Origin of the sequence: Neobacillus sp. B4I6 (genome assembly GCF_050434045.1) — a bacterium.
Lineage (GTDB): Bacteria > Bacillota > Bacilli > Bacillales > Cytobacillaceae > Neobacillus.
The window spans coordinates 1,339,890-1,359,411 of record NZ_JBNPWB010000002.1 but is presented as its reverse complement, the minus strand read 5'-3'; the positions used below and the strand labels follow the sequence as shown (position 1 = coordinate 1,359,411).

Below are 19,522 nucleotides of genomic sequence, written 5' to 3'. Positions count from 1 at the left end.
TTTGATGGTTAGCCTTTATGACCACTTCACTAGTGAATTAAGTAATATACCCACGGCAAAAAGCAGCAGCATGATATGTGTGTAGGTTAACGTACGCTTTCGTTTATTTTGAAGAAAAATCAATATCCAAAGAATAGCTAAAACGATATGAATAAAGTTCAGTACATGTTCATCTCCTGCCATTAGCACCATCTCCTAGGATCTTCGTTTACATGTGTTTCCGAAAATCCCCCGATATCCCCTCATCCTTATTTTTTGAGCCATTTTTAGGCTCCTATCTTCCGATTCCAAATGACCATTTAAACAGGGGCAACCACCTTATGAAACCCACTCATGCAAATACAATCGTTTTATTTCCATGAACAAGTACTTTATCTTCAACATGCCAGGAAACGGCTTCGGCGAGAACTCTTTTTTCCACATGACGTCCCGCAGTCTTTAAATCCGCTACTGTATAGCGATGATTAATACGCTGTACATCTTGTTCAATAATTGGTCCTTCATCAAGATCATTTGTTACATAATGGGCAGTTGCTCCTATTAACTTCACCCCTCGGTTAAACGCTCTTACATAAGGATTTGCCCCAACAAAAGCCGGTAAGAATGAGTGATGGATGTTAATGATTTGTTTAGGATAATGCGAAATGAAATTAGGAGAAAGAATTTGCATATACCTGGCCAGAACAATAAAATCTACTTTCCCTTTCAATAGTTCAAGTGCTTTCTGTTCGGCATCTCCTTTCGTTTCTTGAGACAACGGGATATGATAAAAAGGGATGCCATAACCCTCAACCAATTCTTTTAAATCAGTATGATTACTGATCACCATAGGGATATCCACAGGAATTTCATTAGATTTCCACCGCCATAAAAGCTCACTTAGACAGTGGTCCGCTTTGGAAACAAAGATGGCCATTCGCTTTCTTCTTTCATTACTGCTCAATTGCCAATCCAAAGCATAATCTTGCGCCATCACATGTAGATCTTTTTCAAGTTTTTCAAATGTAGAATCAAATTCTTCCAAATCAAACTCGATCCGCATAAAGAAAATTCCTGCTTGGGGATCCGTTGTATGTTGGTCAAAATGTACAATATTCGCTTTGTGTTCTAATAAAAAATTCGTTACCGTCGAGATGATCCCCGGCTTTTCCGGACAAGAAATTAATAATTTTGCACGGTTCAGCTTTACCTTTGTGTTCATTTCTCTTCCACCATCCTTAGGATTATGATTGATGTTATTTTATGCATGAATTGCCTTTCCATCTACGGCAAGGGCAGCTTCACCAATTGCTTCAGCTAATGTCGGGTGGGGATGGATTGTATGAGCAATATCCATGGCTGTTGCGTTTAATACACGAGCGAGGCCAATTTCTGTAATCATATCCGTTACATGAGGACCTACCATATGGGCTCCTAACAGCTTATTCGTTCCTTCTTCAACAACCAGTTTGACAAAACCATCTGATTCACCAAAAACCAATGCCTTTCCGATGGCACGGAATGAAAATTTACCAGTTTTTACTTGATACCCTTTTCCCTTTGCTTCTCCTTCTGTGAGCCCAACACTTGCTACTTCTGGGCTGCTGTATACACATTTTGAAACAAGAGTCGAATCAAGTGGTGCAGGGTTTTCTCCTGCCATATGTTCAATCGCGATGATTCCTTCATGTGAGGCAACATGGGCAAGCTGAAGGCCGCCAATCACATCACCTATAGCGTATATGTTTGGTTCATTCGTTTGATAAAACTCATTTGTTTTAATAAAATCTCGATCCAGATCAATGGTAGTTTTTTCAAGCCCAATGCCTTCCGTATTTGGTAATCGCCCTACGGAAACTAAAAGCTTATCAGCAGAAAATGGCGTTTCTTTTCCTTTATGCTCTGCTTTAATCGAAACACCCTCACCTTTTTCAAGTGTCTCAGGCAGCACCTTTGCACTAGTGAAGATTTTCACACCTTTTTTCTTCATTAAACGCTGGATTTCCTTTGATACATCTTGATCTTCTGTTGGTAATATACGGTCGGCATATTCAAGTACGGTTACTTGTAATCCGAAGTCCACGAGCATCGATGCCCATTCGATTCCAATCACTCCGCCGCCAACAATGATAATCGATTTTGGAAGCGTCTCCATTTTCAAGGCTTCATCCGATGTCATCACATACCTTTTATCTACTTCAAGACCATGGAGTGTTCTTGGACGAGAGCCTGTTGCAATCAAAATATTCCGGGGGCTTAAAATGATTTCCTCTTCTTGGTTATTCAATTCCACTAGAACATCTTTTGACTGCAAAATACTACCTTTCCCATCATAAACATCGATCTTTCCTTTTTTCATTAAATGCTGGACACCTTTAAATAGCTGGGCCGTAATTTCTTCTTTCCGAGCCTGTACTTTTGAGAAATCAAATCCAACTTCTGAGGCAATAACACCATACTTATCTACGTTTTTTGTTTGAGCGTACACTTCTGCGCTTCTTAATAAGGCCTTACTCGGGATACAACCAGCATGAAGGCATGTTCCACCTAATTTTCCTTTTTCAATGACCGCCACTTTTAAACCTAATTGAGAGGCGCGAATGGCTGCAACGTACCCGCCTGTTCCACCGCCGATAATAACAACATCATATTCTTTTGTCATCTTCGTGACTCCTTTAATAAAAATATGTAATTATATCTATAGGAAAACTTGGTTTAATATTTTCATAAATAGCTATTAGCTCCATTCAGTAATAGACATCAACCATTTTCCAATTAATCGAATTCAATTGCACATGCACTAGAGGCAAAGCTTTCGCCAACTAGAAAACCTTGTTCGTCTCTATAATCAATTTGTGTTTCTTCATCTAAATAGCGTTTTGTAAAACGATCCAACCGAATCTGAATCCCATCCGTCTCAATGCATAAATCATTTCGCCGTGGTTCATCAAAAACAATTGAAAACTTAACAGTCATCCCGCATCCGCCAGCGACCTCGGCGTCAATCCGAGGAGTTTGCTCTCTATTGACCGACATTTCCTTAAGCTTGTTCATTGCTGCTTCTGTCATTTTTATCATCATAGGACTTCCCGCCCCTTATTCGCCTATTTTAATTGATTACGCATTCGCTTTTGCTGCATTAACCTGTTCGTCTGCATGATAAGAGGAGCGTACGAGCGGACCTGCTTCGCAATGACTAAAGCCTTTTGACATGGCAATGTTCTTTAGATCTTCAAATTCTTGTGGACTCCAGTATTTTTGGACTTTAAGATGATGTTTGGTTGGCTGCAAATATTGACCGATTGTCATAATATCTACATTGTTTGCACGAAGATCGTCCATTGTTTCTATAATTTCTTCTTTTGTTTCTCCTAGACCAATCATAATGCTTGATTTTGTTGGAATAGTAGCATTCATTTCTTTTGCTCGGCTCAAAAACTCAAGGGAACGTTCGTAAGTTGCCCGTGAACGAATTCTAGGTGATAAACGTTTCACTGTCTCAATATTGTGATTTAAAATGTCTGGCCTGGCATCCATTAATGTTTTTAAGTTGTCATATTCACCCTTCATATCGGACGGGAGAACTTCAATGCTGCAAAATGGATTGCGGCGTCTTACTGCCCGTACTGTTTCTGCAAAAACCCCAGCTCCACCATCTTTTAAATCATCACGAGCAACAGCGGTAATCACTACATGCTTTAGTCTCATTTTTTCCACTGACTCTGCAACACGCTCTGGCTCATCCCAATCCAGCTCTGTCGGAAGCCCTGTTTGAACCGCACAGAAACGGCATGCACGGGTGCATATACTTCCTAAAATCATAAAGGTTGCGGTTTTGCGTTCCGCCCAGCATTCATGAATGTTTGGACATTTCGCTTCTTCGCAGACCGTATGTAGCTTTTTTTCACGCATCATTTTTTTTAAGCCAGTATACTCTTCATTCGTATTTAATTTTATTTTTAGCCATTCTGGTTTGCGAACATGATCAATTGACATCTCTTCCACTCCTATGAACAGTCATGAAGTTTTCGGTTTATTTTAAACCACCAAGAATGACATAGTGAGAAAATTTATTTTCTCTTTATCTTCATTCTCAGTGGTTCATGTTTACCTATACGTTTAAGACATTACGGTTTCTCTTTTTACTGCTTCCACTTTTGTATAACGTAAGATTGGTGTTCTAGCTGCCTGTACTTCATCCAAGCGGCCAATAACCGTAGTATGTGGTGCGTCTAATACGACACCTGGATTTTCTTCCACTTCTTTTGCAATTTGAATCATGACATCCGCAAAAGCATCTAGTGTTTCTTTTGACTCTGTTTCTGTCGGTTCAATCATCAAACATTCCTCCACATTTAGCGGGAAGTAGATGGTAGGTGGATGGTAGCCAAAATCAAGCAGACGTTTGGCCATATCAAGTGTTCTTACACCAAGTTTTTTCTGTCTTGATCCAGATAACACAAATTCATGCTTACAAATTTGTGAATACGGTGCTTCAAAATACGGCTCGAGTTTTTTGCGCAGATAATTCGCATGTAGTACTGCACTTTCCGACACTTGACGTAACCCCCTCAGGTCCCATTGTGCGAATATAGGTGTACGCACGTAATAGAATACCGAAGTTTCCATAGTATCCTTTAACTCGACCGATAGATAACGGTTGGTTAGAATCTAGCACATATACCTCATTCACTTTCTCAACACGCGGTACTGGTAAAAACGGAATCAGTTTCTCTTTCACACCGACTGGACCTGCACCTGGGCCGCCGCCCCCATGAGGTGTAGTAAATGTTTTATGAAGATTTAAGTGCACGATGTCAAAGCCCATTTGACCCGGAGTAGATTTCCCTAAGATGGCATTCGCATTAGCTCCATCATAGTATAATAAGCCGCCTGCTTCGTGAACAACCTTGGCGATTTCTACGATTTCTTTTTCAAACAGGCCGAGAGTATTTGGATTTGTTAGCATCAGTGCTGCTGTATTATCATTTACATGCTTCTTTAATTCTTCTAAGTCGACTAACCCATGCTCATTGGATGGAATCGTTATGGTTTCAAAACCGGCAACCGATGCACTTGCAGGGTTTGTTCCGTGTGCAGAGTCTGGTACAAGGACTTTCGTTCTTACCTCTCCTTTTTGCTTATGGTAGGCTTTGACCATCATTAACCCTGTCCATTCACCTTGAGCTCCTGCTGAAGGCTGTAAAGTCACTGCATCCATTCCTGTGATGACAGCTAACTCTTCCTGTAATTCATATAAGACCTCTAGTGCGCCTTGTACTGTTTCTGTTGGCTGGTATGGATGAATGCGGCTAAACCCTTCCAAACGTGCTACATCTTCATTAATTTTCGGATTGTACTTCATCGTACAAGAACCAAGTGGATAGAAGCCATTATCGATCCCATGGTTTTTATTCGAAAGCGCTGTGTAATGGCGAACAAGCTGCAACTCTGATACTTCCGGGAGTTCTGCTGGCAGGTCACGAATCAAATGCTTGGGAAGTTTATCATTTAGATCAACAGTATCAACGTCACTTTCCGGAAGGCTTGATCCAACACGTCCTTGACGACTGATTTCAAAAATTAGGTCATTATATTCAACCATTTACAACTGCCTCCAATACCTCGATAAATTGGTCAATCTCTTCTTTTGTCCTCTGCTCTGTTACTGCTAGCAGCATTTGATTTTCTAAACCGTAATCCGTTCCTAAATCAAACCCACCGATGATACCTGCCTCAAGAAGTTTGGCATTGACTTCCTTTACCGGACAAGGAAGCTTAACAACAAATTCATTAAAGAATGGCGCTTTATTCATAATGGTAAAGCCTTTTCTATTTAGAGATTTTGCCATGTAATCTGCTTTTTCAAAGTTTAATTGGGCCATATGACGAATTCCTTGCTTTCCAAGTGCACTCATGCAAACCGCAGAAGCAAGTGCATTTAATGCTTGGTTTGAACAAATATTGGATGATGCTTTATCACGGCGAATATGTTGTTCGCGTGCTTGCAGGGTTAATACAAATCCGCGTTGTCCTTTTTCATCTTTCGTTTGCCCCACAATTCGTCCTGGGATTTTTCGCATAAATTTCTTACTTACCGTAAAATAACCACAATGTGGGCCGCCGAAGGACATCGGGATTCCTAATGGCTGCATATCCCCAATCACAATGTCTGCTCCAAGTTTACCAGGAGCCTGCAAGAGTGCCAGTGCCAATGGATTGGCGCTTACAATTAAAAGCGCTCCTTTTGTATCCGCGATATTCTTAATTTCTGCTAGATCCTCAATGGAACCGAAAAAGTTTGGGTATTGAACAATAACAGCAGCAGTGTTTTTATCAATTTGTCCTTGCAGCTTCACTAAGCTTGTCTCATCATCAGTAAGATTGACGTCTTCAACTATATAACCTTGGCCATCTGCTACCGTATTTAAGATGGCACGTGATTCAGGATGAACTGCCTTTGACACAAGTACTTTGGAACGTCGTGTTGATGCAACAGCAAGTGATGCAGCTTCCGCAAGAGATGTAAAGCCATCGTACATCGAAGAATTGGCCACATCCATTCCTGTCAGTTCACAAACCATGGTTTGGAATTCAAAAATTGCCTGTAATTCACCTTGGCTGATTTCCGGTTGGTATGGTGTATAGGCTGTGTAAAATTCGGACCGTGAAATCATATGATTGACCACACTTGGAATATAGTGATCATAGGTTCCTGCACCAAGAAAGGTTGGGTAATGATTAGCATTTTTATTTTTGGAAGCCAGTTGATTCATTTTTTTCAAAAGAAGCGGCTCAGGCACTGCCGCTGGAATAGGCAGATCACCATTTAATTGAATTTCAGCTGGAATATCTTCAAATAACTCATCTATCGAAGAAATATTTAAAAAACCGAGCATTTCCTCTTGATCTTGTTTCGTATCAGGGAGGTATCGATAAGTGGAAGTCATTTTATTCCTCTCCTTCATTAATAAATGCTTGGTACGCATCTTCATTTAAAAGTGATTCCAATTCTTCAGGATTGGACATTTCCACTTCTACTAACCAACCTGCTTCAAATGGATGTTCATTAATCGTCTCAGGAGCATCTCCTAACTCTTCGTTTACAGTAACAACCGTACCTGATACAGGAGAGTATAGGTCAGAAACTGCTTTTACTGATTCGATGGTCCCCATTGATTCATTCGCTTTTACTTCATCATCCACTTCTAAGGTTTCAACAAAGACAATATCTCCTAATTGCTTTTGTGCAAAATCAGAGATTCCAATACGTACTCGATTTCCGTCTAATTGTAATACCCACTCATGTTCTTTGCTATATAGTAAAGTTGCTGTCGCTTTAGTCATTGTTTCTCTTCCTTCCGATTGTAAATTCAAGTTTGATCATTCAGGTCTTGATTTCATGTAAGTTTACGTACAGTCGGCCTGCCTATCATCTTTATGCAAGTTAACCAGAGAACTCTATCACTCTATTAACCCTTTTTATAGAACGGTGTTTTAACAACAACCGCCTCAATCTGCTTATTACGGATGACCACTTTTAATGGTGTTCCCACTTCTGCATGTTCTGCGGATATTAGTGCAAGGCCTATGCTTTTCTTTAAAGATGGTGATTGGGTTCCTGATGTAACAACACCAATTGCCTCTCCACCTTCTGAAACTACTTGATAACCGTGGCGTGGAATCCCCCGGCCTGTTACCTCAATTCCTACTAATTTTCGTTTTAATCCGGCTTCTTTTTGTGCTGAAAGTGCGGATTTACCGATAAAATCACTTTCTTTTTTCGTTTTTACGGCAAAGCCGATTCCAGCTTCAAGGGGACTAATATCACTTAATAGCTCTTGACCATAGAGTGCAAGACGTGCTTCTAAACGAAGCGTGTCACGTGCACCGAGGCCACATGGTTTTAAGCCATCATCACTTCCTACTTCTAAAAGCTTTACCCAAAGTGCTTCGACTTGTGCAGCATCTAAATAAAGCTCAAAACCATCTTCTCCTGTATAACCTGTCCGAGATACGAGCACATCTGTAATCCCGTCCAGGTTGACATGTTGAGCAAATTTAAATGGGCCAATTTCTGATAGATCTGCTTCCGTTAACTTTTGTAAAATACCTTCAGCCTTTGGACCTTGGATGGCAAGCTGTGCAATGTCATTCGAAATATTTTGGAGCGTCACATCTCCTTTTACATGCTGCTTCATCCATTCATAATCTTTCTCAATGTTTGAGGCATTAATGACGAGTAAATATTTTTCATCTGCTAATTTGTACACTAATAAATCATCGACTGTTCCGCCGTCTGGATAGCACATTGCTGTATATTGTGCTTGATCGATACTAAGCTTTGTTACATCGTTAGTGACAAGGTAGTTAATGTAACTCTCTGCATCTTTGCCTTCAACAAGCACTTCACCCATATGGGAGACATCAAAAAGACCTGCTTTTGTTCGAACAACCTCATGCTCATCTAAAATGCTGGAAAATTGTACTGGCAATGCCCAGCCTCCAAAATCAATGACCTTCGCACCTGATTTTCCATAAATTTCAAAAAGTGGTGTTTGCTTTAATGCTATTTCTGTCCCCATTGATAGACCCCCTACTTATGATTTCCTACAAAATAGTCGTTCCTTCACCTGTTTACCTGTTTGTGTCGTTGCTAGACCTCCAAGCGCTGTTTCCCGAAGTGTCCGAGGCATATCTTTTCCAACCCTATACATCGCTTCAATTACTTCATCACACGGAATGCGACTTTCAATCCCAGCAAGAGACATATCAGCCGCTGAAAATGCGATAGAGGTTCCAATCACATTTCGCTTTATGCAAGGCACCTCAACAAGACCTGCGACTGGATCACAAACTAAACCCAAGAGTGACTTCATGGCAATGGCCGTCGCATTCACTGCTTGCTGTGGCGTGCCCCCTTTTAACTCAACGATTGTTCCTGCGGCCATGGCTGTTGCGGATCCTACCTCTGCTTGGCAGCCTCCAGCTGCCCCCGAAATGAATGAACGATTTGCAATGACAAACCCGAGCATACTTGCTGTGAACAACCCCATGACTAAATCTTTGTAGGGTGTGCCATCATTTTTATGAAGCGCAAACAATACACCAGGCAAAATACCGGCTGCCCCAGCAGTTGGAGTGGCTACAATAACCCCCATCCGTGCATTGCTTTCAGAAGTTGCCAATGAAAAGCTCATTGCATTGCTTACATAACTACCTGACAGAGATTTACCTTGATGTACGTAATCATACATTTTCACGGCATCCCCGCCAGAAATTCCACTCGGTGCGGTTGAGGCATCTTTTATACCGCTATCAACGGCTTCTTTCATTTTGATCAATCGCTCTTCCATCATGCTTATTATGGTTTCTTGGTCTCTTCCTGATTTTTCTGTTTCCATCATCAACATGATTTCACCAATGGTTTTTTGTTCTCTTTCACAAGCTTCAATCAGCTCTTTCATGGACTGTATCTTCATTAAATTGCCTCCATAAGTACTTTCCCTCTTGGTTGATAAGAACTAGCAAGGACTGTAAAGTCATCGCCTGCACTTAAACGAATATCTACCATCTTCTCGTTAATCATAAAGATTTTTGATAAGCCTCCACCAAGTGATGCACCGCCAACCTTTACAACACGATCTTCGAGTTTCACTGTCACGATTGTTGTATTTGGGTGGTCATAGTAGTCACAGATATCTTCAAATTCGAAATGGTACTGCACGCCAACCTCTTTTGCCCACTCCAATGAATGTTTAATGCGTGTATCATCGGTATCCATCCCAAGCAATCCGCCAAGAAGTGCTTTATCTGTTCCATGTCCTTGATAAGTTTCAGCAAAGGAATCATAAAATACAATATTGACCTCTTGTGGACAATCTCCTAACAGTTCATAAATAAATTTCCCGATAGATACGACACCTGCTGTATGAGAACTCGACGGTCCCACCATAATCGGGCCAATAATGTCAAAACAACTCTGAAATTCCATCCTCATACCCCTTTCTTATACTGTGACTGCCTGTTGAAATAACGGATAGACTCCACAAATTGCTTTGGTTGTTTCTTTTGCTTTCTCAAGTACGACTTTGTCCCCTTTGCTCTTCAAAACAGCTGCGATAACTTGCCCGATTTTCACCATATCATCCTGTTTCATACCCCGTGTCGTTAAAGCCGCTGTTCCCATGCGAATACCGCTCGTAACAAACGGCTTTTCTGGATCAAATGGAATCGTATTTTTATTTACAGTAATGCCCGCTTCTTCTAATAATTTTTCTGCTTCTTTTCCAGTTAAATTCCACGGACGTAAATCTAAAAGGACGATATGATTATCCGTTCCACCAGAAACAAGGGCTGCACCTTCATTTTTTAATGTTTTGCCTAGTGTGTCGGCATTTAGAATGATTTGTTTTGCATATTCCTTAAAGCTTGGCTGCAATGCTTCATTGAATGCAACCGCCTTAGCTGCAATAATATGCATTAGCGGGCCGCCTTGAATCCCTGGGAACACCGATTTATTAATGGCTTTTATCATATCTTCATCATTTGTTAAAATAATGCCGCCACGCGGTCCTCGGAGCGTCTTATGCGTAGTGCTCGTTACAACATCTGCGTATGGAACCGGCGATGGATGAAGACCAGCTGCAACAAGTCCCGCAATATGCGCCATATCTACCATGAATTTTGCGCCAACTTGATCAGCAATTTGTCTAAACCGTGCAAAATCAATCGTTCTAGTGTAAGCACTTGTACCTGCAATGATCAATTTCGGTTTTTCTTTATTCGCGATCGCTTCCAGTTCATCATAATCAATCAATTGAGTATCTTCTCTCACACCATAGGACACTACCTCAAACCATTTTCCTGAAACACTAACAGGACTTCCGTGCGTTAAGTGCCCGCCATGAGAGAGGTTCATCCCCATCACTTTATCACCAGGTTGAAGCAATGCGAAAAATACAGCAAAATTTGCTTGTGCACCTGAGTGAGGCTGAACATTGGCATATTTAGCACCAAACAGCTGTGTTAGGCGGTCAATCGCTATTTGTTCTGCCACATCGACAAATTCACATCCGCCATAGTAACGCTTCCCTGGATAGCCTTCTGCATATTTGTTCGTCATCACACTTCCCATTGCTTCTAAAACATCTTGGCTTACGAAGTTTTCAGATGCGATCAACTCCAATGTTTGATGCTGACGATGCTGCTCTTTCCTAATTGCTTCAAAAATAGTTGAATCATTTTGTTGTAAACTCAAACCGTTTCCCCCTTGATTCGTTGTATTAGCTACCTCTATCAGTGTTTAACCTCGGATTTTATCTGTTTATTCCCAAGATAGAATCTGAAGCGAAACCATACTTTTTTGCACGCAAAAAAGGACAGAAAAGGGTAGCACATGGCTTACTTCTACCCTTCTCTGTCCTTTTACCTGAGAGTTTAAGTTCGATTAAGAACCTTCCCCTTTGGTGGCAAATACTTTATCTGCGCTCTCCAGAGTTGCGTCCAATTGTGGTTCCATCTACCTGAGAGATTTGTTCCAAGGGTCTTTTTGGAACTTGCTCCTTCGGTGGCGTGTAAACTTGCACTCTCCCACAACCATCTTCCGCTTATTTATTTTTATTATTTTCAGAATAATAGTAAATGGAATCTAAGTCAAGCTTTTTTGAAAGCGGAAACATTATTTATTAATAAAAGTTATTTTTTTGGGTTGCCACTTAATTTTCTGCTACTTGTTGTTGATTCTCCTGATCCGCATAATCCGCCTTCTTTATCAACATCTTATAAATTGCAATCAGCATGATAAACCAGACAGGTGTTACGAACAAGGCAACACGAGTGTCTTCCGCAAGTGCAAGGACGACAAGCACGAACGCAAGGAAGGCAAGGATTAAGTAATTGGAAAATGGATAAAGCGGCAATTTAAATTTGTTCGCTTTCGCTAGATCTGGTCTGGTTTTGCGGTATTTCAAATGACTGACGACAGTAATACCCCAAATAAAGATGAAACATACTGTTGAAATACTTGTAATCAACGTAAATACTCCTTCTGGCATTACATAGTTCAAAACAACGGCAATTAAAATAACAACAGTGGAAAAGAACAATGCATTGGAAGGTACCTGACGTGACGTAAGTTTTGCAAATGGTACAGGTGCATTTTTATCTCTGGCAAGTGAGTATACCATACGGCTTGTACTGAAAATGGCGCTGTTACATGCCGAAGCTGCAGATGTTAGAACGACAAAATTGACGATACCAGCAGCTGCAGCGATACCAACCGCCACGAATACTTGAACGAATGGGCTTTTCGCTGGATTGATGGCGTTCCACGGATAAATACTCATAATGACAATAAGGGCGCCAATGTAGAAAATTAATACCCGAATAGGAATATTATTGATTGCTTTTGGGATAACTTTTTCCGGGTCTTCTGTTTCACCTGCAGTAAGTCCTACAAGTTCAATGCCAACAAACGCAAACACGACCATCTGGAATGAGAGGATAAAGCCATTTATGCCATTTGGGAACATGCCGCCGTGGCTCCATAGATTCGTGAAACTGGATGCGCCTGAATTTGTGGAAAATCCCTTAATAATCATGAAAATTCCGACAACAATTAATCCAAGAATCGCAATAACTTTAATTAATGCGAACCAGAATTCCATTTCGCCAAAAAGCTTTACGGTTGCAAGGTTCATAATTAGCAAAACGACTAGTGCAATTAATCCTGGCATCCATTGTGGTATACTTGGAAACCAAAACTGAGTATAGAGACCAACTGCTGTTAAATCGGCCATAGCGATTGAAATCCAGCAAAACCAGTAGGTCCAGCCAGTAATAAATGCTGCCATATTACCTAAATAATCTCTTACAAAGTCAACAAAAGAATGATATTTCAAATTGGATAAAAGCAGTTCTCCAAGTGCACGCATGATTAAAAAGCAAATGACACCTGTAATCAAGTAAGCAAATAAAATCGATGGACCTGCTAAATGAATAGATCTACCTGCTCCAAGAAATAATCCTGTTCCGATAGCCCCGCCAATAGCGATAAGTTGAACGTGCCTGTTTTTTAAACCTCTCGACAATGTTTGTTCCTGCATATGAATTCCCTCTTTCTACTTTTTGAGAATGTTTGCAAATTTTTGATGACTTTAAATAATCAAGTAATATGTAAAATCAATAATTGCAAATTGATCCCAATGAAAATTTAATATTTATTTAGTCAATTCGGCATAAATAAGCGCTTACATTTTTCTAAAAAATAAATATTCAACAGGTCAATCATGATGCGCCTCACCAATTATTAGTTTTGTCTTTACCTCCTCCTTTTTATGTTTATTACTATTTTTCTCCACAAAAAAAGGACAGAGAAAAATAGGCGTTCCCCATTTTCCTCTGTCCTTTTACCTGAGAGTATAACTCCTTTGGTGGCACATGGCGCTCTCCAGAGACGCGTCCTATTGTGGTCCTTTTACCTGAGAGATTGAACCCAATTTTTGGGACTTGCTCCTTCGGTGCTAAACAATACGTTTAGTCTCTCCCACAATACTCATCCGCAATTATGAATATAATTTAATCCTAATCTATCGAAAGCATGATGTCAAATGAATTTTCTGAATTTAATTATTATTATAATTTTTTAGAAATATAGAGGGCATTGTTAACAGACTACTATTTAAAGCATTCGTGTGCTTTTAACTCTTATTTATATGTTAATCCAAAGTCAAATCCAGTTTCTTTTAATTTCTTAGTGGCAGCTGCATCATTTCCACCTGGGAACATCTCAATATATAGGTTGACATCCTTTATTTCACTATCACCCAATGGTAATACATTTTTACCATGGATATTGTCATTGCGTAATATAACCAATGACTTCCGTTGTGCTTCATCCGCTTTTTTCTGTGATTCAGGATTATTGACCACATCAAGCGCATTTTGACCATCGACATTAGGGTTTTCGAAAAGGCCTAATTTCATCATCACTGTTAGTAAAAAAGTGACCGATTCATCTACTTTTTTCTCATCAAGCAAACCGTTTTAATATGATATTTAAGCAAGCTGCCTTCAGTTGGATATGGATTGAATTTCCCCTCCACAAAATGAGGATCTAAGCCATTATCACGTGCTCCATGCTTCACAGTGATAGCCACGCTTAAAATACATACAATAAAGAGTAAAACTAGGTAAATCTTAACCGTATCATGATATTCCTATCACTCCTTCAAAGGAAAACGCTTTCAATCGAAATAATTGTATAATTTAGAAGGTAAACAATAATAGAGAATATTTTTAGGTGAATTTGTGTTTTTTAAGATTTAAAATATTCAGATATATATACCCATAGCCAAAGTCCTATCTTTAGACCAAATACGACAGCAAAATTGATATAAATTAAACGCAAACTTAAATCTATCAAAAAAAAGAAGCCAAAAACTAGATTCTTGGCTCGTCGACCTTTATGGAGTTTTTTCCGGTACCTTTACAGCGCTGATTTTCGAAACTCTGATGGTGAAAAGCCTGTAATTCTCTTAAAGTTGTTACTAAAATAGGCTAAATCCGAGTATCCCACTCTCTCAGCAATCTCGGACAATCGTAAGGTTGTATTCAGTAACAAACGTTTGCTTTCCTCAATTCGCAGCTCGGTAATATAATCGACAAACTTTTTGTTTAGCTGTTGTTTGAATAATTGACTAAGATAGCTAGGATTCATATGGACAGACTCTGCCGCATCTTTCAGTGTAATTTGGTCTAATGCTGTTTTTTCTAAATACTGCAAAACCTTGTCAATCGTTGAGGAAGGAAGATTTTCATCCTCATTTTTTGGAGTATTCCTTTTTGTCTCTTCTTTTGATTTCATTTCTAGCCACTTTTCAAGACACCCTTTTAACTCGGCTTCCTCTACTGGTTTTAGAAGGTAATCGGTTACACCGGTTCGAATGGCTTGTTGAACAAATTGAAACTCGTCATGAACACTGATCACAATGACATCCTGTTTCTTCTTCAAATGACTCAATTCTTTTACTAACGAAAGCCCGTCCATTATCGGCATTCGAATATCCGTTAACACTAGATCTGCATCATTATGCTTAATCCAGTCGAGTGCTTCTAACCCGTTTTCACATTCGTGGACTACTTGCAAAGGAAGCTTCAACTTGTTTATCGTCCACTTTAGAGCTGTTCGAACCCATCTCTCATCATCAACCAACAAGATATTTTTCTTCATACTCTCTCCTCCTCCACATGATGATCTAGTATGGGTAAATGGATTAATACCTCAGTCCCTGAACACTGTTCACATTGAATGGTTATTCCATACTCAGGTCCAAACAAATAATGAATTCTTTGATGAACATTTACGATTCCTATATTTTTCCCATCACTAGTAGACGTTTTTAAGTCCATTCTTTTCTTGATTTCTTCTAAAATATGATCCTTTATTCCTTCACCAGTATCGGAAATGCGAATAACAATGGAAGACTCAGAATGACGGAAAGCTGATATCACAATTTTTAATTTTCTAGTATTAGGACCATAACCATGAACAAAACAATTCTCAACCAATGGCTGTAGGGAAAATTTTACCATTTCTAGTTCCATTACCCATTGAGGAATATCAAACATGTACTCAAAACGGTCCTCAAAGCGAAACTTTTGAATCTGCAGATACATTTCACAAAAATTCACTTCTTCTCTAAAACTCACGGTAGATGAATGATTATTAAGATTATACCGAAGTAGTTTTCCAAGTGAGAAAGACATGGTTGCAATATTTTCCTGACTTTCTTCCAATGCCATACCCCTTATAGTTTCAAGAGAATTGTATAAAAAGTGGGGATTCATTTGTGATTGCAGCATTTTTAATTCCACTTCTTTTTGTTTAAGTGACATTTCTGCTTCCTTTAACTTAGAGACGTATACTTCTTCAAGTAGGTTGGATAGTTTCTCAACTGTATTATTAAAACCAGCAGTCAATTGTCCGATTTCATCATTAGAATCCACTCGAACTCTGCCATCTAATTTTCCAATTTCAACTTCCTTCATAAAATGTTGCAGACGATGGATGGGCCGAATGATGCTTGTGGCGAATCCGAACCCGATCAAATAGGCAATGATCAAAGAGACAAGAATGGTTAAGGATATGGCTTTTTCAATTTGAACGATCCCCCCCGCCAAATCTCGGTATGGGACTGCCGATAGAAACCTCCAGCCGAGGTTTCGAGAGAAAGTATAGGTAACAAAATCTCTCCGTTCATTTTCTAAAATTTCCGTGCTGTTTCCTTCTGTTTTCAGGTTTGAAAGTTGTTTGAATTCAACCCTTTTCCCGAGCTTTGAGTAGTCAGGATGGTAAATATAATGCCCGTTCGCATCTAAAATGGAAAAATAGCCATTTTTACTGATGGTTACCTTGTTAGAGATTTCTTCAATTCTTCTGAAATTGATATCAATAATAAGCATGCCTACGGGTAAGAGAGTCTGGGGATTATATAGTCTCCTTACGAGTGAAATGACAGGCTGTTCCTTATTTTCTAATTTTAACTTTCTCATAACTAACATACTCATCCCATTAAGTGGGACAGACGAATACCAATATTCCTCTTTCATTTTCGTAGCAGGATAGAAATTTCTATTTCCAAGAGTATCAATTACCTGATTGTTATTAAGTAGTATAGTGATATTAGTTATATCTGCTCTTGAGTACTCTGCTTCTTTAAGGGTGTTACGAGTTGGTTCAATAAATTGATCTCTATTTTCTGACGTTTTCAATTTCAAAAGGCTCGATAATTCAGGAGAGTTGATAATTTTTAGACTGGTAATCTCAAAATCTTGTAAATAATATTCGATATGTGACTCTACTTGATCAATTACTTGGCTACTCGATTGTCTAAGTACATTTTCAAGTTCAACCGATGAACGATTGTATGAAATAACTCCAACTGAAATGACTGGAAAAATAACCAGAAAACTAGAGAAAACACAGAGCTTTATCATCAGTGATTGATTTTTTAAGAGGATGTATCGTTCAAGGAATTCTGCGATTTTTCTCCACCACTTCATCATTGTTGTTATTCATTCCTATCTATTAGTGATTTTTTAAACAGAAAAGACCTAGCTGGTAAATGGATATATTTACCAGCTAGGTTTACTGCCTGCTATCGATTATGGACGTGCTTTTTCAATGGCATCCATTACCTCTTTATAATCTGTTGAATATTTATCAACCATGGATTTAACAGCGTCTTTCCAAGGTGTAATATCATCAACCTCAGTGAAGGTAACTCCTGCCTCTTTCAGTTTCTTAGTAGAACGCTCTTCCCACTTATCCCATTCATCTCTTTGAGCTTGAACGGAATCAAGTGCTGCTTGTTTCACAATTTTTTGGTCTTTTTCTGAAAGCTTATCCCATGCTGCTTTACTAATAAGCAGGACTTCTGGGATCCGTTGATGATGGTCTAAAATAAAGTTTTTCGCTTCCTGATAATGGTTTGAAGAGTCTAAGCTTGGAATGTTATTTTCTGCGCCGTCAATGATTCCTGTTTGCAGTGCACTGAATACTTCGCCATATGGCATTGGTGTCGCACTTGCCCCAAGAGCTGCCATGAAATCAATATTGATTTTACTCTGCTGCACACGGATTTTTTGCCCTTTTAAGTCCTTTACACCTTTTAGTGGTTTAGTAGAATAAAAACTACGTGACCCAGAATCATAATAAGCAAGCCCTTTCATTTTTGACTGCTCTAAACCATCTAACAATTTTGTACCCATTTCACCGTTAAGAAAATTCCATAAGTGTTCTTCGCTTTCGAATACATATGGAAGTCCCAGTGCAGTGAACTGATCATTGAACTCGGCAAGCGGACTGGAATTGATTCTTGTGAACTCAATGGCCCCAAGCTGAACCTGTTCCAACACGGATTTTTCATCCCCTAATTGGGCAGATGGAAATACCTCAATTTTAATTCGGCCATTTGTTCTTTCATCAACCAATTCGGCAAACTTTTTGTCTCCAACAACAGTTGGATAATCTGGCGGCTGATTATCTGCCAACCGGAACGTATATTTAGGTCCCTCAGCTTTCGAACCCCCATCTTTTGTACCCGTCGTTGCTTCTTTCCCACAAGCAGCTAGGATGCTACCCATTAAAAGCGTTGCTGCAAGAATTCCTGTAATCTTTTTTTTCTTCATTCTTGTAACCCTCCCTTAAAAAATTTTATTATTTTATTTTCACCTTTCCTTCGGTTACTTGACTAACATATTAGGAAGCCACAGGACTACCTCAGGAATATAGGTAATAACCAACAGAACAACTAGTAAAGCGTAGAAAAATGGCATCATTGCTTTTGTCCCTTGTTGTATCGAGACCTTTCCTATCGCACATCCGACGAACAAAACGGTTCCTACCGGCGGCGTTAATAGGCCAATCCCAGCATTTAAAATCAGGACAATTCCGAAGTGCACCGGATCCATTCCAAAGCTGGTTACAACTGGAAGGAGAATAGGTGTCATAATTAAAATCATTGGCGCCATGTCCATTGGTGCTCCAAGGAGAAGCAACAAAATATTAATAATCAATAGAATAATAATAGGGTTATCAGAAATACTTAAAAATAAGTTCGTTACCATTGAAGGAATTTTCAGGTAAGCTAATATCCATCCAAACGAAGCTGATGCTGCTATTAAGAAAAATACCATCGAAACAGTTCTCATCGTCCGGGTTAATATTTTCCATACATTAGAAAATTTTGCTTCCCTATAGACAACAAACGCTAGAATAAAAGAATACAAACAAGCTAATGCCCCAGATTCCGTTGCAGTAAACCAGCCACTCATAATCCCCCCCAAAATAATGACTGCTGGGCTCAAGGATAAAAGTCCATGTAGAAGGATCCCGCCAATTTCTGACTTTGGAACAGGGTCCGCTTTTTGGTAGCCTCGTTTTCTAGCAATAATGTAACCCGTGATCATTAAGGAAATTAACATAATAAATCCAGGAACAATCCCAGCCATAAATAAACTGGCGATGGAAACACCACCTGCTGCTAAGGAGTACAAAACAAGATTATGACTCGGCGGAACAACTACACCTTGAATGGCCGATGCAATCGTTACTCCCACTGCATAGTCTGCTTCGTATCCCTTCTTTTTCATCATCGGAATCATAACAGACCCAACGGAAGAAACGTCGGCGACGGCAGAACCTGAGATATTTCCAAAGAACAATGCAGCTACACTGTTAACCATGGCGAGCCCACCGCGAATTCTACCAACCATTAAACTTGCCAGATTCACAATTCGAGTCGCTAGGCCGCCTTCACTCATAATTTGTCCGGTCAAAATAAAGAACGGAATCGCAAGTAAAGAAAAGGAATTCATCCCTTGAATCATTTGCTGGCCCACTACCGGAAGAGGTATACCTAGATAGATAACCGTCAGTAATGACGAGGCAATCAACGTAAGGGCAATGGGGAAACGAAGTAAGATTAAAATAACAAAGCTTGACAGTAAGATAATGATCCCAATTGTGTTGCTGTCCAAG

At 39.6% G+C, this 19,522-nt stretch carries 17 protein-coding genes, 1 pseudogene and 2 riboswitches; all 18 genes and pseudogenes read right to left on the bottom strand.

Features of this window, described 5'->3' with window-relative positions; genetic code table 11:
- Positions 1-15: 15 nt before the first annotated feature.
- The 18 genes and pseudogenes from QF028_RS08835 to QF028_RS08750 all read right to left on the bottom strand — a co-directional run bounded on the left by QF028_RS08835 (position 16) and on the right by QF028_RS08750 (position 19,521).
- A complete protein-coding gene (locus QF028_RS08835; protein WP_429464894.1) occupies positions 16-183 on the bottom strand; it encodes a hypothetical protein in 168 nt (55 codons plus the stop codon).
- Between the two features lie 148 nt (positions 184-331).
- The gene (purU, locus tag QF028_RS08830; protein WP_410885685.1) at positions 332-1,201 is read right to left on the bottom strand and encodes a formyltetrahydrofolate deformylase; all 870 of its coding nucleotides are present in this window, start codon (positions 1,199-1,201) and stop codon (positions 332-334) included.
- A gap of 39 nt (positions 1,202-1,240) precedes the next feature.
- Positions 1,241-2,641 carry a dihydrolipoyl dehydrogenase gene (lpdA, locus tag QF028_RS08825; protein ID WP_429464893.1) on the bottom strand — a complete coding sequence of 467 codons (1,401 nt, stop codon included), beginning with the start codon at positions 2,639-2,641 and terminating at the stop codon, positions 1,241-1,243.
- A 113-nt stretch (positions 2,642-2,754) separates the two neighbouring features.
- On the bottom strand, positions 2,755-3,060 hold the full coding sequence (locus QF028_RS08820; protein WP_215004545.1) for a HesB/IscA family protein: 306 nt from the start codon (positions 3,058-3,060) through the stop codon (positions 2,755-2,757).
- Between the two features lie 36 nt (positions 3,061-3,096).
- Entirely contained in the window at positions 3,097-3,975 is an 879-nt protein-coding gene (gene lipA, locus QF028_RS08815; protein WP_215004547.1) for a lipoyl synthase, read from the bottom strand.
- A gap of 123 nt (positions 3,976-4,098) precedes the next feature.
- Positions 4,099-5,584 (bottom strand): annotated as a pseudogene (gcvPB, locus tag QF028_RS08810) (aminomethyl-transferring glycine dehydrogenase subunit GcvPB).
- The gene (gene gcvPA / locus QF028_RS08805) at positions 5,577-6,929 is read right to left on the bottom strand and encodes an aminomethyl-transferring glycine dehydrogenase subunit GcvPA (RefSeq protein ID WP_429464892.1); all 1,353 of its coding nucleotides are present in this window, start codon (positions 6,927-6,929) and stop codon (positions 5,577-5,579) included. The pseudogene gcvPB and the gene gcvPA overlap by 8 nt, the downstream one beginning before the upstream one ends.
- Before the next feature lies 1 nt (position 6,930).
- Positions 6,931-7,326 (bottom strand): glycine cleavage system protein GcvH, encoded by a 396-nt coding sequence (gene gcvH, locus QF028_RS08800; RefSeq protein WP_088088213.1) that lies wholly within the window; start codon positions 7,324-7,326, stop codon positions 6,931-6,933.
- Positions 7,327-7,451: 125 nt separating this feature from the next.
- The gene (gene gcvT, locus QF028_RS08795; protein ID WP_429464891.1) at positions 7,452-8,564 is read right to left on the bottom strand and encodes a glycine cleavage system aminomethyltransferase GcvT; all 1,113 of its coding nucleotides are present in this window, start codon (positions 8,562-8,564) and stop codon (positions 7,452-7,454) included.
- A gap of 15 nt (positions 8,565-8,579) precedes the next feature.
- Positions 8,580-9,461 (bottom strand): L-serine ammonia-lyase, iron-sulfur-dependent, subunit alpha, encoded by an 882-nt coding sequence (sdaAA, locus tag QF028_RS08790; protein ID WP_429464890.1) that lies wholly within the window; start codon positions 9,459-9,461, stop codon positions 8,580-8,582.
- Positions 9,461-9,973 carry a serine dehydratase beta chain gene (locus QF028_RS08785; RefSeq protein ID WP_429464889.1) on the bottom strand — a complete coding sequence of 171 codons (513 nt, stop codon included), beginning with the start codon at positions 9,971-9,973 and terminating at the stop codon, positions 9,461-9,463. The genes sdaAA and QF028_RS08785 overlap by 1 nt, the downstream gene beginning before the upstream one ends.
- Positions 9,974-9,988: 15 nt before the next feature.
- Complete coding sequence (glyA, locus tag QF028_RS08780; protein WP_215004559.1) at positions 9,989-11,239, bottom strand: serine hydroxymethyltransferase; 1,251 nt, start codon at positions 11,237-11,239, stop codon at positions 9,989-9,991.
- Positions 11,240-11,481: 242 nt separating this feature from the next.
- Positions 11,482-11,584, bottom strand: a riboswitch (glycine riboswitch).
- 112 nt (positions 11,585-11,696) lie between these two features.
- Positions 11,697-13,085, bottom strand: coding sequence for an amino acid permease (locus tag QF028_RS08775; RefSeq protein ID WP_429464888.1), 1,389 nt, complete (start codon positions 13,083-13,085; stop codon positions 11,697-11,699).
- Between the two features lie 353 nt (positions 13,086-13,438).
- Positions 13,439-13,538, bottom strand: a riboswitch (glycine riboswitch).
- 148 nt (positions 13,539-13,686) lie between these two features.
- Entirely contained in the window at positions 13,687-14,019 is a 333-nt protein-coding gene (locus QF028_RS08770; RefSeq protein WP_429464887.1) for a hypothetical protein, read from the bottom strand.
- 448 nt (positions 14,020-14,467) lie between these two features.
- Positions 14,468-15,211, bottom strand: a complete 744-nt coding sequence (locus QF028_RS08765; RefSeq protein ID WP_429464886.1) for a response regulator transcription factor — start codon at positions 15,209-15,211, stop codon at positions 14,468-14,470.
- Complete coding sequence (locus QF028_RS08760; RefSeq protein ID WP_429464885.1) at positions 15,208-17,046, bottom strand: sensor histidine kinase; 1,839 nt, start codon at positions 17,044-17,046, stop codon at positions 15,208-15,210. The genes QF028_RS08765 and QF028_RS08760 overlap by 4 nt, the downstream gene beginning before the upstream one ends.
- Before the next feature lie 99 nt (positions 17,047-17,145).
- The gene (locus tag QF028_RS08755) at positions 17,146-18,171 is read right to left on the bottom strand and encodes a TRAP transporter substrate-binding protein (protein WP_429464884.1); all 1,026 of its coding nucleotides are present in this window, start codon (positions 18,169-18,171) and stop codon (positions 17,146-17,148) included.
- Positions 18,172-18,225: 54 nt separating this feature from the next.
- Positions 18,226-19,521 carry a TRAP transporter large permease gene (locus QF028_RS08750; RefSeq protein WP_168244361.1) on the bottom strand — a complete coding sequence of 432 codons (1,296 nt, stop codon included), beginning with the start codon at positions 19,519-19,521 and terminating at the stop codon, positions 18,226-18,228.
- Position 19,522 lies beyond the last annotated feature (1 nt).

What these genes read in the sequence shown, in the direction of transcription:
- QF028_RS08835 (WP_429464894.1), bottom strand. Translation starts at nt 183, where the DNA reads ATGGCAGGAGATGAACATGTACTGAACTTTATTCATATCGTTTTAGCT.
- purU (WP_410885685.1), bottom strand. Translation starts at nt 1,201, where the DNA reads ATGAACACAAAGGTAAAGCTGAACCGTGCAAAATTATTAATTTCTTGT.
- lpdA (WP_429464893.1), bottom strand. Translation starts at nt 2,641, where the DNA reads ATGACAAAAGAATATGATGTTGTTATTATCGGCGGTGGAACAGGCGGG.
- QF028_RS08820 (WP_215004545.1), bottom strand. Translation starts at nt 3,060, where the DNA reads ATGATGATAAAAATGACAGAAGCAGCAATGAACAAGCTTAAGGAAATG.
- lipA (WP_215004547.1), bottom strand. Translation starts at nt 3,975, where the DNA reads ATGTCAATTGATCATGTTCGCAAACCAGAATGGCTAAAAATAAAATTA.
- gcvPA (WP_429464892.1), bottom strand. Translation starts at nt 6,929, where the DNA reads ATGACTTCCACTTATCGATACCTCCCTGATACGAAACAAGATCAAGAG.
- gcvH (WP_088088213.1), bottom strand. Translation starts at nt 7,326, where the DNA reads ATGACTAAAGCGACAGCAACTTTACTATATAGCAAAGAACATGAGTGG.
- gcvT (WP_429464891.1), bottom strand. Translation starts at nt 8,564, where the DNA reads ATGGGGACAGAAATAGCATTAAAGCAAACACCACTTTTTGAAATTTAT.
- sdaAA (WP_429464890.1), bottom strand. Translation starts at nt 9,461, where the DNA reads ATGAAGATACAGTCCATGAAAGAGCTGATTGAAGCTTGTGAAAGAGAA.
- QF028_RS08785 (WP_429464889.1), bottom strand. Translation starts at nt 9,973, where the DNA reads ATGGAATTTCAGAGTTGTTTTGACATTATTGGCCCGATTATGGTGGGA.
- QF028_RS08775 (WP_429464888.1), bottom strand. Translation starts at nt 13,085, where the DNA reads ATGCAGGAACAAACATTGTCGAGAGGTTTAAAAAACAGGCACGTTCAA.
- QF028_RS08765 (WP_429464886.1), bottom strand. Translation starts at nt 15,211, where the DNA reads ATGAAGAAAAATATCTTGTTGGTTGATGATGAGAGATGGGTTCGAACA.
- QF028_RS08760 (WP_429464885.1), bottom strand. Translation starts at nt 17,046, where the DNA reads ATGATGAAGTGGTGGAGAAAAATCGCAGAATTCCTTGAACGATACATC.
- QF028_RS08755 (WP_429464884.1), bottom strand. Translation starts at nt 18,171, where the DNA reads ATGAAGAAAAAAAAGATTACAGGAATTCTTGCAGCAACGCTTTTAATG.